The organism is Pelagibius litoralis (assembly GCF_011683915.1).
Taxonomy (GTDB): Bacteria; Pseudomonadota; Alphaproteobacteria; order Kiloniellales; family Kiloniellaceae; genus Pelagibius; species Pelagibius litoralis.
This window is the reverse complement of record NZ_JAAQPH010000008.1, coordinates 91,978-106,571: the sequence shown is the minus strand read 5'-3', so window position 1 is coordinate 106,571 and position 14,594 is coordinate 91,978. Positions and strand designations below refer to the sequence as shown.

General features: G+C 63.2%; 15 protein-coding genes. 14 read left to right on the top strand and 1 reads right to left on the bottom strand.

All coding sequences use genetic code 11. The features are described 5' to 3' along the window. Positions 1 to 8: 8 nt before the first annotated feature. From HBA54_RS12070 to ureG, 14 genes are all read left to right on the top strand, one after another. Positions 9 to 1,190, top strand: a complete 1,182-nt coding sequence (locus tag HBA54_RS12070) for an agmatinase family protein (protein ID WP_167224807.1) — start codon at positions 9 to 11, stop codon at positions 1,188 to 1,190. Then, positions 1,190 to 1,633, top strand: coding sequence for a hypothetical protein (locus tag HBA54_RS12065; protein WP_167224805.1), 444 nt, complete (start codon positions 1,190 to 1,192; stop codon positions 1,631 to 1,633). Before HBA54_RS12070 ends, HBA54_RS12065 begins: the two co-directional genes overlap by 1 nt. Positions 1,634 to 2,028: 395 nt before the next feature. After that, the gene (gene urtA / locus HBA54_RS12060; RefSeq protein ID WP_167224803.1) at positions 2,029 to 3,318 is read left to right on the top strand and encodes an urea ABC transporter substrate-binding protein; all 1,290 of its coding nucleotides are present in this window, start codon (positions 2,029 to 2,031) and stop codon (positions 3,316 to 3,318) included. Between the two features lie 78 nt (positions 3,319 to 3,396). Further along, on the top strand, positions 3,397 to 5,040 hold the full coding sequence (gene urtB, locus HBA54_RS12055; protein WP_167224801.1) for an urea ABC transporter permease subunit UrtB: 1,644 nt from the start codon (positions 3,397 to 3,399) through the stop codon (positions 5,038 to 5,040). Between the two features lie 3 nt (positions 5,041 to 5,043). Next, positions 5,044 to 6,189 carry an urea ABC transporter permease subunit UrtC gene (urtC, locus tag HBA54_RS12050; protein ID WP_167224799.1) on the top strand — a complete coding sequence of 382 codons (1,146 nt, stop codon included), beginning with the start codon at positions 5,044 to 5,046 and terminating at the stop codon, positions 6,187 to 6,189. A gap of 85 nt (positions 6,190 to 6,274) precedes the next feature. Then, positions 6,275 to 6,994 carry an urea ABC transporter ATP-binding protein UrtD gene (urtD, locus tag HBA54_RS12045; RefSeq protein ID WP_167225012.1) on the top strand — a complete coding sequence of 240 codons (720 nt, stop codon included), beginning with the start codon at positions 6,275 to 6,277 and terminating at the stop codon, positions 6,992 to 6,994. Between the two features lie 7 nt (positions 6,995 to 7,001). Next, positions 7,002 to 7,697: an urea ABC transporter ATP-binding subunit UrtE gene (gene urtE / locus HBA54_RS12040; protein WP_167224797.1), complete on the top strand. Its 696-nt coding sequence runs from the start codon at positions 7,002 to 7,004 to the stop codon at positions 7,695 to 7,697. Further along, a complete protein-coding gene (locus HBA54_RS12035; protein WP_167224795.1) occupies positions 7,672 to 8,565 on the top strand; it encodes an urease accessory protein UreD in 894 nt (297 codons plus the stop codon). The genes urtE and HBA54_RS12035 overlap by 26 nt, the downstream gene beginning before the upstream one ends. 34 nt (positions 8,566 to 8,599) lie before the next feature. Next, positions 8,600 to 8,902 carry an urease subunit gamma gene (locus tag HBA54_RS29035; RefSeq protein ID WP_167224793.1) on the top strand — a complete coding sequence of 101 codons (303 nt, stop codon included), beginning with the start codon at positions 8,600 to 8,602 and terminating at the stop codon, positions 8,900 to 8,902. Between the two features lie 14 nt (positions 8,903 to 8,916). Further along, positions 8,917 to 9,228, top strand: a complete 312-nt coding sequence (locus HBA54_RS12025; protein WP_167224791.1) for an urease subunit beta — start codon at positions 8,917 to 8,919, stop codon at positions 9,226 to 9,228. Positions 9,229 to 9,232: 4 nt separating this feature from the next. Beyond that, on the top strand, positions 9,233 to 10,942 hold the full coding sequence (gene ureC, locus HBA54_RS12020) for an urease subunit alpha (RefSeq protein WP_167224789.1): 1,710 nt from the start codon (positions 9,233 to 9,235) through the stop codon (positions 10,940 to 10,942). A gap of 10 nt (positions 10,943 to 10,952) precedes the next feature. Continuing rightward, positions 10,953 to 11,417, top strand: a complete 465-nt coding sequence (locus HBA54_RS12015) for an urease accessory protein UreE (RefSeq protein WP_167224787.1) — start codon at positions 10,953 to 10,955, stop codon at positions 11,415 to 11,417. Beyond that, on the top strand, positions 11,410 to 12,096 hold the full coding sequence (locus HBA54_RS12010; RefSeq protein WP_240932645.1) for an urease accessory protein UreF: 687 nt from the start codon (positions 11,410 to 11,412) through the stop codon (positions 12,094 to 12,096). The genes HBA54_RS12015 and HBA54_RS12010 overlap by 8 nt, the downstream gene beginning before the upstream one ends. Further along, positions 12,093 to 12,734 (top strand): urease accessory protein UreG, encoded by a 642-nt coding sequence (gene ureG / locus HBA54_RS12005; RefSeq protein ID WP_167224785.1) that lies wholly within the window; start codon positions 12,093 to 12,095, stop codon positions 12,732 to 12,734. The genes HBA54_RS12010 and ureG overlap by 4 nt, the downstream gene beginning before the upstream one ends. Here the strand turns inward: ureG and recQ are convergent. Continuing rightward, a complete protein-coding gene (recQ, locus tag HBA54_RS12000) occupies positions 12,731 to 14,536 on the bottom strand; it encodes a DNA helicase RecQ (RefSeq protein ID WP_167224783.1) in 1,806 nt (601 codons plus the stop codon). The two genes, ureG and recQ, sit on opposite strands and share 4 nt — an antisense overlap. Positions 14,537 to 14,594 lie beyond the last annotated feature (58 nt).

The window sequence follows — 14,594 nt, the reverse complement described above, 5'->3', positions numbered from 1 at the left end:
CGGGAACCATGACTTCCAGGGCGGAGGGCCGCCGATACCACCATCCTGACTTCGACAAAATGCAGCTGCAGGGTTGGCGTGCGGCGCAAAAAGAAGCGGATCTGCCGGAGGATGGTTGGCAGAAGGAGCGGCAGTGGGCGGTGAAGGTTGGCCTTGCCGCCGCGGAGAGCATCGATGACAGGGGCATCTCCACCTTTGCCCGGGGCGAACTGCCGCACTACGCCGGCATCAACACCTTCCTGAAGGCGCCCTATATCGAGGATGTCGCCAAGGTCGGCAACTACGATGCGGCAGCGCTGGGTGTTCCCTTTGACGGCGGCACGACCTACCGCCCGGGCACCCGCTTCGGGCCGCAGGGGATCCGGCGCATCTCGGCCCTCTACACCCCCTACAACTATGAAATGGGCGTCGACCTTCGTGAGCAGACGACGCTCTGCGACGTCGGCGACGTCTTCACCATTCCGGCGAACATTGAAAAGACCTTCGATCAGGTTTCGCGTGCCGTCGGACATGTTTTCTCTTCCGGCGCTCTGCCGATAATCATGGGCGGCGACCACTCCATCGGCTTTGCCACGGTGCGCGGCATTGCTCAGTGCACCTCGAAGAAAATCGGAATCATCCATTTCGACCGGCACGCCGATATCCAGGAGAAGGACCTGGATGAGCGGATGCACACGACGCCGTGGTTCCACGCCACCAACCTGGAAAATGTGCCGGCGACCAACCTCGTGCAGATCGGCATCGGCGGCTGGCAGGTGCCGCGTGAAGCTGTCGTTGAGGCGCGCAAGCGCGACACCACCATCATCACGATGTCGGACGTCGAAGAACTCGGCCTCGACAAGGTGGCGGAGATTGCGCTGGAGACGGCCTGGAAGGACGCCGATGCGGTTTACCTCAGCTTCGATATCGACTCTGTCGATTGCGGCTTCGTGCCGGGAACCGGCTGGCCGGAGCCCGGAGGTTTCCTGCCGCGCGAAGCGCTGAGCCTGGTCAGCAAGGTTGCCGCTGAAGGCATCTGCGGGATGGAGGTGGTCGAGGTCTCTCCGCCCTACGACACCTCCGATATTACCTCGCTCTTTGCCACCCGGGTGATGGTCGATGTGCTGGGGACCCTGGTATCCCACGGCAAGATGGGCGCGCATCGCGGGATCATCGACAAGCCGGTCGACTTTTCCGGGGAGGCGGCGTGATGGCGCGCCCAGTACGGACCGAGCCTGCGCAGGGCCACAACCATCCGCCTGATCACGAGCATCTGCATTCCCATCCCCACGAAGGTCCCAAGGGTGCATCGCCGAGCCGGCAGCGCGACGACGACTCTCTGCTCGCCGATGCCCTGATGGATGGCTTCGATGCGGCGGAAGATAAAGCAAGTTTTCTGCGCATGGCCCGTATTCCGCAGCACCTTCACGGCGCGGACGGGTCGACGCTCCGGCTGGTCGATGTGGAACTGCGCTACGCCTATCAGGTGGCGACGGCATCGCCGGCCTTCAGCGCGGAAGAACTGGTCTATCTGCCGTTCCCGGCGAACATGATCCGTGAGCGCGCCGACATGGTTTTTGCCTATGTCTCGCTGCGGGAGCGGCGCGACGTGGGTTTGGAAGAGATGGTGAAGATCATAAACGACAGGGAGTAGGGGGGAAGAGAGCTCGGGAACGCGAACCGGCGGTCGGATGACCTCCAGGAATCCTACAGAATCCCTGGAGGCCGAGAGGCCTCAAGTGTGCAACATCAGCCTCTAGCGGATCTCGCGATCCGTCCTCAGGGCAATAGGCGGTACCGGGCTGATCGTCAAGCTGACCGCTGAAGGTTCGGGTGAGAGGGAAATTCAAGGCCGCGCCTGAAAGTGATTGAAGAAGATAACGTAAAGGTGATTTCACTTTTGCGCTGGTTTTCTATTGTAAAGAACTAATAATAGAAAAGATAAATACTTACGAATGAAGAGTATTTTTTATCAATCAACTTGACAGACTGTGTCTTTGTTTAGCAATATTTTGCAGTGCAACATCAACTTCTAGCGGAGTCCAAGCAATGAAATCCGTAATCAGGGGGGCGATAGGCGCTGCAGCTTTGGCTGTCGCTGTCACCGGCGGTACGGCGGCCCAGGCGGCCGACGATGTCATCAAAGTCGGGGTGCTCCATTCTCTTTCAGGAACCATGGCGATCTCTGAGACCACACTGAAGGACACGGTCCTGATGATGGTCGATGAATTGAACAAGAACGGCGGTCTCTTGGGCAAAAGGGTCGAGGCGGTGGTGGTCGATCCGGCATCCGACTGGCCGCTTTTTGCCGAGAAGGCGCGTGAACTGCTTGAGGGCGAGGAGGTGGCCGCGGTCTTCGGGTGCTGGACCTCGGTGTCCCGCAAGTCGGTTCTGCCGGTCTTCGAGGAGCTGAACGGCCTGCTGTTCTATCCCGTGCAGTACGAGGGCGAAGAGAGTTCCCGCAACGTTTTCTACACCGGGGCGGCGCCGAACCAGCAGGCGATCCCGGCAGTCGAGTACCTGATGAGCGAGGACGGTGGCGGGGCCGAGCGTTTCGTTTTGTTGGGCACCGACTACGTCTATCCGCGCACGACCAACAAGATCCTGCGTGCTTTCCTGAACGACAAGGGCATCTCCGACGATGACATCATGGAGAACTACACGCCCTTCGGCCATTCCGACTGGCAGACCATTGTCTCAGATGTAAAGGGTTTTGCCTCGCAAGGTAAGAAGACCGCGGTGGTCTCCACCATCAACGGCGACGCCAACGTGCCGTTCTACAAGGAACTGGGCAACCAGGGCATCAAGGCCGAGGAAATCCCGGTGGTGGCCTTCTCTGTGGGCGAAGAGGAACTTGCCGGGCTCGATACGGGCCCGCTGGTTGGTCATCTGGCGGCTTGGAACTATTTCATGAGCGTCGAGTCCGATGTGAACGACGGCTTCATCGAGCAGTGGCACGCCTTCATCGGCAACGAAGACCGTGTCACCAACGACCCGATGGAGGCGACCTACATCGGCTTCAAGATGTGGGCCCAGGCCGTCAAGCAGGCCGGCAGTACAGACGTCGATGCGGTGCGTCAGGCCATGTACGGCCAGACGGTGCCGAACCTGACCGGCGGCACTGCGGTGATGAACGCGAACCATCATCTCTCCAAGCCGGTCTTGATCGGTGAAATCCAGGACGACGGCATGATCGAGACCGTCTGGTCGACCGACAAGGAAGTGGTCGGCGATGCCTGGAGCGATTTCATTCCGGAAAGCGCCAAGCTGACCGCCGACTGGACCTATCCCTGGGTCTGCGGCAACTGCGAAGCGCCGAAGTACGTAACGGCTAACTAGCATCTGACGGACTGGGGGCGGGCCCGTTCGCCGGGCCCGCCTGCCATCCACTTTAGTCACTTTAGGGAATGCCGATCGATGCCCGCCTTGTTCAAGGTATTCAGGTTGAGGCTGCTGGCGGCACTGATCGTCCTTCTGCTGCCGTCGGTCGCCTTGGCCGGCTTGGCGGAAGACCTTCAGGCGTTGACCGACAAGTCGAACGCCATCAAGGCGGCGGCGGTGGAGAGCCTGGCCGCTGATGGCCATGAGCGCGCGGTACCGATCCTCCAGGCTTTTCTGGCCGGTCGTCTTTTCGAAGTGAAAGAGGACGACCGCATCGTCATTGCCGAGGACCGCGCGGCGGGCTATCGCATTTTCGATGCGATGACCGGCGAGGCGCTGGGCGAAGTCGGCAAGCGCGCGCTGCGGAAAGTGAGAATCAACAACCGGCTGCGCCAGGCGGTGAAGGCCGGTCTCGGCGCTTTGACGCTGGCAAGTGCCGACCCGGCAGCACGCAGGCATGCCGCCGATGCGGTTTTCCGGTCGGCCCAGGCCGACATGATCGCCCCGCTGGAAGCGGCCCTGGTGCGCGAGAGCGATCCCAAGGTTGCAGCCCGCCTCGGCCGAGCGCTGGCTGCCACGGAGTTGGCGACGGCCGATGATAAAGTCACGCGGATTACCGCCCTGAAGGCACTGGAAGCCTTTGCCGACCCGGATGTCCGCGCCCTTGTTTCCGGGCTGCTGGTCACCGATGGCGAAGGGCAGCCGGCGGAGCGTGACGCCGATGTTCGCGCCGCTGCTGCCGAGACCCTTAAAGCCATCGAGGCGACGCTTGCCTTCAATGGCGTCATCGCCAGCATTTTTCAGGGTATCAGCCTGGGATCGGTCCTGCTGCTCGCCGCCATCGGCCTGGCCATCACCTTCGGTGTCATGGGCGTCATCAACATGGCCCATGGCGAGATGGTGATGATCGGCGCCTACACCACCTTTGCGGTGCAGGAGGTGTTTCGCGCCTCCTTTCCCGGCGCCTTCGACTACTCCCTCTTGGTGGCGATTCCCGCCGCCTTTCTCGTAACCGGACTTGTCGGCATCGGGATCGAGCGCGGCATCATCCGCTTCCTCTATGGCCGGCCGCTGGAGACCCTGCTGGCCACCTGGGGGCTCAGCCTCATTCTGCAGCAAATGGTGCGCAGCATTTTCGGGCCGACCAACCGCGAAGTCGGCAATCCGGCCTGGATGAGCGGGGCTTGGGAAGTCGCCGGCGGTCTCACCCTGACCTATAACCGACTCTGGATCATCCTCTTCGCCCTGATGGTCTTTGCGCTGCTGATGGCGCTGATCCGTTTCAGCGGCTACGGGCTGCAGATGCGCGCGGTTACCCAAAACCGCCCCATGGCATCCTCAATGGGCATTCGTACCGGCTGGGTCGATGCCATGACCTTCGGCCTGGGCTCCGGCATTGCCGGCATGGCGGGGGTCGCGCTCAGCCAGATCGACAACGTCAGCCCCAACCTGGGCCAGGGCTACATCATCGACAGTTTCATGGTGGTCGTTTTCGGCGGAGTCGGCAACCTCTGGGGCACGCTGGTCGGCGCCCTTTCCCTGGGGTTGGTGAACAAGTTCCTGGAACCCTACGCCGGTGCGGTGCTCGGCAAGATCATCGTGCTGGTGGTGATCATCCTGTTCATCCAAAAGCGCCCGCGCGGCCTCTTCGCCCTGCGCGGGCGCGCGGTGGAGAGCTAGATCATGTTGCTTTCCAACGATCACGGCCGCCTGCTGTCGCCGCTGGGCAGCAGGATTACCCTGGGCCTGCTGCTGACCGTTGCGGTTCTCGTTCCGCTGCTCAATCTCGCAGTGCCGCCGGGCTCGTTCTTTCATGTGCCGACCTATCTGGTCAGCTTGATGGGCAAATATCTCTGCTTTGCCCTGCTGGCGCTTTCTGTCGACCTGATATGGGGTTACTGCGGCATCTTAAGCCTTGGTCACGGCGCTTTTTTCGCGCTGGGCGGCTATGTCATGGGCATGCACCTGATGCGCCAGATCGGCGACCGCGGGGTCTACGGCAATCCGGACCTGCCGGATTTCATGGTGTTTCTCGATTGGAAGGAATTGCCCTGGTACTGGTACGGCTTCGACTCTTTTCCCTTCGCCCTGCTGATGGTGGTGCTGGTGCCCGGCCTGCTGGCCCTGGTCTTCGGCTGGCTGGCCTTCCGCTCCCGGGTGACCGGGGTCTACCTCTCGATCATCACCCAGGCGATGACCTTCGCGCTGCTGCTCGCCTTCTTCCGCAACGATATGGGTTTCGGTGGCAACAACGGCCTGACGGATTTCAAGGAGCTGCTGGGTTTCAACCTGCAGGCCGACGGCACCCGTGCGGCGCTCTTTGCCACCTCTGCGGTCACCCTGGCGCTTGGCTATCTGCTCTGCCGCTGGATCATCTGCTCAAAGGTCGGGCGCGTCCTGATTGCGATCCGCGATGCCGAGAGCCGCGTGCGCTTCCTGGGCTACAGAGTGGAGTTCTACAAACTCTTCGTCTTTGTGCTTTCGGCCATGCTGGCGGGTCTCGCCGGGGCGCTCTACGTTCCCCAGGTGGGGATCATCAATCCCAGCGAGTTCTCCCCGGCGCAGTCCATCGAGATCGTGATCTGGGTCGCGGTCGGCGGTCGCGGCTACCTGCATGGCGCAATTCTGGGCGCTGTGTTGGTGAACTACGCCAAGACCTATCTGACCGGCGCGCTGCCGGAGATCTGGCTGTTCTTCCTCGGTGGGTTGTTTATCGCGGTGACCGTTTTCCTGCCCAAGGGAATCATCGGGTCCCTGTCGAGTCTCCGGGACCGCCTGCCGGTAGCGATAATGCGAAACCCTTTCCAGAGGGAGGTGCCGGGTGAGTGAGGCCGTCTCACCATTACCCGACACGGAAGCTGTGCCCGTGGAACAGCGGGCAGCGTCTCAAGCGGCGGCGGATACGATCCTCTATATGGACGGCGTATCAGTCAGCTTCGATGGCTTCAAGGCGCTGAATAACCTCAGCCTTTATGTTGTGGCGGGGGAGTTGCGCGCGATCATCGGCCCAAACGGCGCCGGCAAGACCACGATGATGGATGTCATCACCGGCAAGACCAGGCCTGACAGCGGGCAACTCTTCTTCAATGGCTCGGTCGATCTCACCAAGCTCGACGAAGCCGCCATCGCCAATCTGGGGATCGGCCGCAAATTCCAGAAACCGACGGTTTTCGAGAGCCAGAGCGTCCTCGATAACCTGGATCTGGCCCTGAAAGGCAACCGCCGCGTCTTCGCCGGCCTCTTTGCGCGCTTGGGCAAAGCGCAGCTTGAGCGGATCGACGAAGTTTTAGAGCGTATCGCCCTGACGGACTTTCGCGGCCAACGCGCCGGCAACCTGTCCCACGGGCAAAAACAGTGGCTGGAGATCGGCATGCTGCTGATGCAGGACCCGGAACTGCTGCTGGTGGACGAACCGGCGGCAGGGATGACCGACGCGGAAACCGAGAAGACGGCTGTCATGCTGCAGGAGATCGCACGCTCCCACTCCGTCGTGGTGGTGGAGCACGATATGGAATTTATCCGCGCGCTGGACTGTCATGTGACGGTGCTGCACGAAGGCTCGGTCCTGGCCGAAGGCTCTCTCGACAGCCTGCAGAACAATCGCGACGTTATCGAAGTCTATCTCGGGCGCTGACGGAAAGATGCTGCAGGTTCAGGACATCGATCTCTTCTACGGCGCCAGCCAGGCGCTGCGAAAGATCAGCCTCAACGCGGTTAAAGGCGAGGTGACCTGCGTTCTCGGCCGTAACGGTGTCGGCAAGACCAGCCTGCTGCGTGCCATCGCCGGCCAGCAGGCGGTAAAGGCCGGGTCCATCCTTTGGGAAGATGAGACTCTAAATGGCGTACCGCCGCATCAGCGCGCCAGACGCGGCATCGCCTTCGTGCCTCAGGGGCGAGAGATCTTTCCGCTGCTGTCGGTCGAGGAGAACCTGCGGACAGGCTATGCCGCGCTGCCCCGGGGACAACGCCGGGTGGAGGCGGAGATCTTCGAGCTTTTTCCGGTGTTGAAGGAGATGTTGGGTCGGCGCGGAGGCGACCTCTCCGGCGGGCAGCAGCAGCAACTCGCCATCGCCCGCGCACTGGTCATGCGGCCCCGCCTGCTGGTGCTGGACGAGCCGACCGAGGGCATCCAGCCCTCCATCATCAAGGACATCGAGCGGGTGATCCGTCTGCTGGCCAGCCGGGGCGATATGGCCATCGTTCTGGTCGAACAGTATTTCGACTTCGCCAGAGACCTGGCAGACAGCTATGCTGTCATGGACCGGGGCGAGATCGTTTTGTCCGGGCGGGGAGATGAAATGGTCGAGGCCGATGTCCGTCGCTACATCGCCGTCTGATTTTTTACCGGTCGAGCCGGCCGCTGCTCCCGTGGTGGCACTGCGCCGGGCCGCGGTTCGCGGCGAGGCGGCGCTTTCGGTCCGCGCCGAGGCGGGCGTAACGCGGCTGGTCGATCTGCATCAGCGTGATCCCCTGTCGCTGCGTCTGCCGCGGCCGGCACGCGGCGACATTTTCGAAGCCAGTCTCATCACAACCTCCGGCGGGATCGTCGGCGGTGACTGTTTAGATGTCGCTGTAACGGCAGATGCTGATGCACAGCTGCGCGTCTATCCCCAGGCGGCGGAGAAGGTCTATCGCTCGATCGGCGCCGACAGCCGCATCGGCGTCAGCCTGAGAGCGTCGCCGGGCGCCTGGCTGGAGTGGCTGCCCCAGGAAACGATCCTTTTCGAGGGCGCGCGCCTGCGGCGCGAGACGCGGTTGGAGGTCGAGGCGGGCAGCCGGGTGCTGGCCGGCGAGTTCCTGGTCTTCGGCCGCAGCGCCTCGGGCGAAACGCTCACCCGCGGTCTGATTCGCGATGCCTGGCAGTTGCATTCCGGGGGGCGGCTCGTCTGGGCCGACGCCCTGCACTTGGAGGGCGATCTGCAGCGGCCGCTGGTTTCCAGCGCCTGTCTTGGCGGTGTCACGGCCTTTGCCAGCGTGATCTTCGTGGCCGACGATGCGGCCGAACAGCTGGCGGCGCTTCGGGATCTGCTGCCGGAGGAAGACGAGGGTTCCCGGCACGCCCTGACCGCCGTCAACGGGGTGATCGTCGGGCGTTTTCTGGGGGAGGCCCGGGCTGTTCGCGGGAGTTATGGCGGTTTTTGGGCGGCGGCACGGGCGTATCTGGCCGGTTTGCCGGCAGAGCTGCCGCGCCTCTGGCATCTGTAAGCGAACAGGAAATCAAAGCAAGGAGGAGGAAAGGGTGAACCTGACACCACGGGAAAAAGACAAGCTGCTTGTCTCGGTCGCCGCCATGGTCGCGCGCAACCGGCTGGGCCGGGGTTGCAAGCTGAACTACCCGGAGGCTATTGCCCTGATCTCCGACTACGTTGTGGAGGGTGCGCGCGACGGCCGCTCCGTCGCCGAGCTGATGCGCGACGGCGGCACGGTTATCTCCCGCGATCAGGTCATGGACGGCATTGCCGAAATGATCCACGAGATCCAGGTCGAGGCAACCTTTCCCGACGGCACCAAGCTGGTGACCGTCCATCAGCCGATCCGTTAGGGAGGGTACTCGAAATGATACCCGGAGAAATCATGGTTGCCGAGGGCGACATCCTGCTGAATGAGGGGCGGGAGACCATCACCCTGCTGGTTGCCAACAGCGGCGACCGCCCGGTGCAGGTCGGATCCCACTACCACTTCTATGAAACCAACGAGGCCCTGGTCTTCGACCGCGACAGGGCGCTGGGTTGCCGGCTCGACATCGCCGCCGGCACGGCGGTGCGCTTCGAGCCCGGCCAGAGCCGTGAGGTGACCCTCATTGCCTATGCCGGTGCGCGCGAAGTCCACGGCTTCAACGCCAAGGTCAACGGGCCGCTGGAGGACTAGAGACATGCCGCAGAAGATCGACCGCGCGGCCTATGCCGCCATGTTCGGCCCGACAACCGGCGACCGCGTTCGTCTGGCCGACACAGACCTTGTTATCGAAGTTGAGGAAGACCGCACAACCTACGGAGAAGAAGTGAAGTTCGGCGGCGGAAAGGTGATCCGCGACGGCATGGGCCAGTCCCAGGCCAGCCGCGCCCAGGGGGCTGTCGACACGGTGATTACCAATGCCCTGATCGTCGATTACTGGGGCGTCGTCAAAGCCGACGTGGGTCTGAAGGACGGGCGGATCGCCGCCATCGGCAAGGCCGGCAATCCCGACGTGCAGCCCGGCGTCGATATCGTCATTGGCCCGGGGACGGAAGCCATCGCCGGTGAGGGGCGCATCCTCACCGCCGGTGGCATCGACGCGCACATCCACTGGATCTGCCCGCAGCAGATGGAAGACGCGCTCTATTCCGGCATCACCACCATGCTGGGCGGTGGGACGGGGCCGGCGGAGGGCACCAACGCCACGACGGCGACGCCGGGTCCCTGGCATCTCAGCCGCATGCTGCAGGCGGCAGAGGGCTTTCCCATGAACCTCGGGTTCTTCGGCAAGGGCAATGCCTCCAAACCGGACGCCCTGATCGAACAGATCCAGGCCGGTGCCTGTGCCTTGAAGCTGCATGAGGACTGGGGCACCACGCCCTCGGCCATCGACACCTGTCTTTCGGTAGCCGACGAGATGGATATCGGCGTGGCCATCCACACCGACACTTTGAACGAGTCCGGTTTCGTCGAGAACACCATCGCCGCCTTCAAGGGCCGGACGATTCACGCCTTCCATACCGAAGGGGCGGGTGGCGGCCACGCGCCCGACATCATCAAGGTCTGCGGAGAGTTGAACGTCCTGCCGTCCTCGACCAACCCGACACGGCCCTTCACGGTGAACACGGTGGACGAGCATCTCGACATGCTGATGGTCTGCCATCACCTGGACCCGAAGATCCCGGAGGATCTTGCCTTCGCCGAAAGCCGTATCCGGCGGGAGACCATTGCGGCGGAAGATATCCTCCACGACCTCGGTGCCTTTTCGATGATCGCCTCCGACAGTCAGGCCATGGGCCGCGTCGGGGAGGTGGTCATCCGCACCTGGCAAACCGCCGACAAAATGAAGAAGCAGCGCGGTGCCCTGCCCGAAGAAAAGGGCGACAACGACAACTTCCGGGTCAGGCGATACATCGCCAAGTACACCATCAATCCGGCGCTGACCCATGGCATTGCCGATGCAGTGGGGTCCATCGAGGTCGGCAAGCTTGCCGACCTGGTGCTCTGGAAGCCCATGTTCTTCGGTGTGAAGCCCGATATCGTGTTGAAGTGCGGCACTATTGCCGCAGCGGCCATGGGTGATCCCAATGCCTCGATCCCGACCCCGCAGCCGGTTCACTATCGCCCGATGTTCGCCGGCTTCGGCCGGGCGATGACCGAGAGCGCCGTCACTTTCGTCTCCCAGGCGGCCGCCGAAGCGGATCTCGGGCGCCAGCTCGGTCTTGCGCGCAAGGTGCTCGCGGTTTCCGGCATCCGTAAGGTAACCAAAAAGGATATGGTCCTGAACGACTACACGCCTGAGGTCGAGGTCGATCCGGAGACTTATGAGGTGCGCGCCGACGGTCAGTTGCTGACCTGTGAGCCCGCGGAAGCGTTGCCCATGGCGCAACGCTATTTCCTGTTCTAGGCTTATGCTCATGTTACGGGCGACATCGGTGAAAGCGGCGGGAACCTGGCCCTTGGTGGAGGCCTGCGATTCCGTGATTCTGGATTTCGATGCGCGCCACCGCCGGCGCATCGCCATGCACGGTCAGACCGGTGTGGCGTTTCTGCTCGACCTGCCGAAGGCCGTTGCCCTTGCGGACGGCGACGGACTGGTACTGGAGGAGGGCGGTATCGTCGCTGTGGTGGCGGCGTCGGAACGCCTGATAGAGGTGCGGGCCGGCGCCGGTATCGATCTGGTCCGCATTGCCTGGCATCTCGGCAATCGTCACCTGCCGACCCAGATTCTCGGCGATTGCCTCAGAATTCGCGAGGATCATGTCATTCTCGAGATGCTCACCAAACTGGGTGCGCGCGCCGAACTGATCGAGGCACCCTTCGATCCGGAAGGGGGCGCCTATGGGCATGGCTCTGTGCAGGGGCACGAACACCATGACTGAGGGGCTGAACGCCGCCGGGCTCTATCGCCTTATGACATGGCTGTCGCCGTCCTATCCTGTGGGCGCTTTCAGTTACTCTCACGGCCTGGAGTTCGTGGTCGAGCAGGAAACTGTGACCGATGCCGCCGGGCTGCGGAGCTGGCTCACCGATCTTCTGATGCTTGGTTCCGGGCGCAACGATGCCATCCTCTTCCGCCATGCCTTCGAGGCGGCTGAAGACCCGGCGGCGCTGGCGCAAGTCGCCGCGCTGGCGGCGGCCTTTGCTGCGTCGTCTGAGCGGCAGCTTGAAACGGCGGCTCAGGGTCGCGCCTTTGCGATGGCGACGGCGGACGCCTGGCCTTGTCCGGCCCTGGATTGCCTGAAGGCCGCTTGGCAGGGCCCTCTGGTCTATCCCGTCGTTGTCGGCGTGGCCGCTGCCGGCCATGGGCTGCCGCTGCGGGCGAGTCTCCATGCCTTTCTCCACGGCTTCGCGGCCAATCTGGTCTCGGCCGGGGTTCGTCTCGTTCCTTTGGGACAGAGCGACGGCCAGCGGGTAACGGCGGCTTTGGAGCCGGCGATTGCCGAAACAGTTGAGGCGGCGCTGGATGCTTCTTTGGAAGACCTGGGCGGCGCGGCGGTTCTCGCCGATCTCGCCGCCATGAAACACGAAACCCAATACACGAGGTTGTTCCGCTCATGACTGTTTCCGCAACAGGCCCTCTCAGGGTCGGCATCGGCGGGCCCGTCGGTTCCGGCAAGACGGCGCTGATGGATGCGCTCTGCAAGGCCCTGGCGCCGCGCTACGACATCGCCGCCATCACCAACGACATCTATACGCGCGAGGATGCGGAGTTCCTGACCCGCTCCGGCGCGTTGCCGCCGGAACGGATCATGGGCGTCGAGACCGGTGGCTGCCCCCACACCGCGATCCGCGAGGACGCCTCGATCAACCTGGCCGCCGTTGCCGACATGTCGGCGCGCTTTCCGGGGCTCGACCTGGTGCTCATTGAATCCGGCGGGGATAACCTGGCGGCGACCTTCAGCCCGGAACTGGCGGATATCACGATCTACGTGATCGACGTGTCGGCGGGCGATAAGATTCCGCGCAAAGGCGGGCCGGGCATCACCCGCTCCGATCTGCTGGTCATCAACAAAACCGATCTTGCGCCTCTGGTCGGTGCCAGCCTGGAGGTCATGGACCGGGACGCCAGGAAGATGCGGGGCGAACGGCCTTTCGTTTTTGCCCAGGTGAAGGCGGGACAGGGTGTGAGTGAGATCGCCGCCTTCGTCGAAAAACTTGGCGGTCTGAGCAGCGAGGCCGAAAGTTCGGTCGCCTAACCGGCGCCGGCGATTTCGCCCAGGAAGATATCGGCGAAGTCGCGTAGTTTGGCTGCGCCTACGCCGTTTACCTCGGCGAACTCATCATGTGTCTGCGGCTGCCGCCGCGCCATGTCGATCAGGGTCCGGTCGGGGAAGATGACATAGGCGGGAACACCGCGGTCCTTGGCCAGGCGCAGGCGAAGCTCCTTCAGCTTGTGAAGAAGGTCCGACTGCACGGTTGTCATATCCTGTTCCGGCGCTTTTGATCGGCTGCGGACGGCTTTTCCGCCGCCGGTTGCGATACGGTCGAGGCGATAGTGGAACGGCACCTCGCCGCGCAGCAGGGCTTGCCCCTTTGAGGTGATCCCCAGGCCGCCATAGCCCGCGATATCCAGACGCAGGAACCCGGCGGCGACGAGCTGACGCAGGAAGGAGCGCCAGGCCTCTTTCTTGCCCTCGGCGCCGGCGCCGAAGCCGGGCAGCCTGTCGTGGCCAGCCTTGGTGACTTTCTCCGTCGTTGTCCCACGCAGGATGTCGACGATGTGGCCGACGCCGAAGCGCTGGCCGGTCTGGTCTATCACGGCCAGGATTTTCTGCCCCTCCGCCGTGCCGTCGCTGAGTTCCACCGGGTTGCGGCAGAGGTCGCAGTTCCCGCAGTTCTCCATGGTTTCGCCGAAGTATTCGAGAAGCAGCCGCCGCCGGCAGCTCGGCGACTCGCAGTATCCGATCAGCGCGTCGAGGCGCTGGTGCTCGCGCCGCCGGCGGTCGTCGCCGCCGTCTTCCTGTTCGATGAAGACGCGGCGCATGCGGATATCGTCCAGCCCATAGAGCATCTGCACCTCCGCCGGCTGGCCGTCGCGCCCGGCGCGGCCGATCTCCTGATAGTAGGCTTCGACGGAGGCGGGCAGATCGCAGTGAAAGACGAAACGCACGTCCGGTTTGTCGATGCCCATGCCGAAGGCGATCGTCGCCACCATGACCACACCGTCATCGGTCATGAAGGCATTCTGGTTGGCATCGCGCAGCTGTTTATCCATGCCGGCGTGATAGGCCAGCGCCTTCACGCCGTTTTCGGCCAGGAAGGCCGCAGCCTCTTCGGTCTTGCGGCGCGACAGGCAGTAGACGATCCCGCTCGCACTCTCGTAGCGTTGGACGAAGGCGAGCAGCTGGTTTTTCCAGGTGCGCTTTACCTCGACACCAAGCTGCAGGTTCGGCCGGTCGAAGCCCAGGACGAAACTCTCCGCCTGATTGCCAAAGAGCCGTTCGACCACATCCTTGCGGGTGGTGGCGTCGGCGGTGGCGGTGAGCGCTGCAATCGGTACGCCGGGGAAGATTTCCCGCAATCGCGCAAGATCCTCGTATTCCGGTCGGAAGGCCGGGCCCCACTGAGAGATACAATGCGCCTCGTCGACCGCAATCAGCCTGACGTCCAGGCGCTCCAGGGCGGTGAGCATACGCTCCGTCATCAGGCGTTCCGGCGCCAGGTAAAGCAGGCGCGTTTCCCCCGCCGCGACACGCCGCCAGGAAGCGATGTTGTCTTCGCGTGAACGCGAGGAATTGATGGTTTCCGCTTCAACCCCGGCCAGGCGCAGCGCCGCGACCTGATCCTGCATCAGGGCGACGAGGGGGGAAACCACGATTGTGAGGCCTCCCAGCACCAGGGCGGGAACCTGGAAGCACAGCGACTTGCCGGCCCCGGTGGGCATGACGGCAAGGGCGGAACGGCCCGCCAGCAGGGTGTCGATGATATCGGCCTGGCCCGGCCGAAAGTCGTCGAAGCCGAAAACCTCTTTCAGGACCTGCTGCTTGGCATCGGTCATCTGTTGCTGAGCGCTACCATGAGGTTTTCGGTCAATTTGGCCCCCTGAACCGGTGTCC

Coding starts and splice junctions, on each gene's coding strand:
- HBA54_RS12070 (WP_167224807.1), top strand. CDS start 9: ATGACTTCCAGGGCGGAGGGCCGCCGATACCACCATCCTGACTTCGAC.
- HBA54_RS12065 (WP_167224805.1), top strand. CDS start 1,190: ATGGCGCGCCCAGTACGGACCGAGCCTGCGCAGGGCCACAACCATCCG.
- urtA (WP_167224803.1), top strand. CDS start 2,029: ATGAAATCCGTAATCAGGGGGGCGATAGGCGCTGCAGCTTTGGCTGTC.
- urtB (WP_167224801.1), top strand. CDS start 3,397: ATGCCCGCCTTGTTCAAGGTATTCAGGTTGAGGCTGCTGGCGGCACTG.
- urtC (WP_167224799.1), top strand. CDS start 5,044: ATGTTGCTTTCCAACGATCACGGCCGCCTGCTGTCGCCGCTGGGCAGC.
- urtD (WP_167225012.1), top strand. CDS start 6,275: ATGGACGGCGTATCAGTCAGCTTCGATGGCTTCAAGGCGCTGAATAAC.
- urtE (WP_167224797.1), top strand. CDS start 7,002: ATGCTGCAGGTTCAGGACATCGATCTCTTCTACGGCGCCAGCCAGGCG.
- HBA54_RS12035 (WP_167224795.1), top strand. CDS start 7,672: ATGTCCGTCGCTACATCGCCGTCTGATTTTTTACCGGTCGAGCCGGCC.
- HBA54_RS12025 (WP_167224791.1), top strand. CDS start 8,917: ATGATACCCGGAGAAATCATGGTTGCCGAGGGCGACATCCTGCTGAAT.
- ureC (WP_167224789.1), top strand. CDS start 9,233: ATGCCGCAGAAGATCGACCGCGCGGCCTATGCCGCCATGTTCGGCCCG.
- HBA54_RS12015 (WP_167224787.1), top strand. CDS start 10,953: ATGTTACGGGCGACATCGGTGAAAGCGGCGGGAACCTGGCCCTTGGTG.
- HBA54_RS12010 (WP_240932645.1), top strand. CDS start 11,410: ATGACTGAGGGGCTGAACGCCGCCGGGCTCTATCGCCTTATGACATGG.
- ureG (WP_167224785.1), top strand. CDS start 12,093: ATGACTGTTTCCGCAACAGGCCCTCTCAGGGTCGGCATCGGCGGGCCC.
- recQ (WP_167224783.1), bottom strand. CDS start 14,536: ATGACCGATGCCAAGCAGCAGGTCCTGAAAGAGGTTTTCGGCTTCGAC.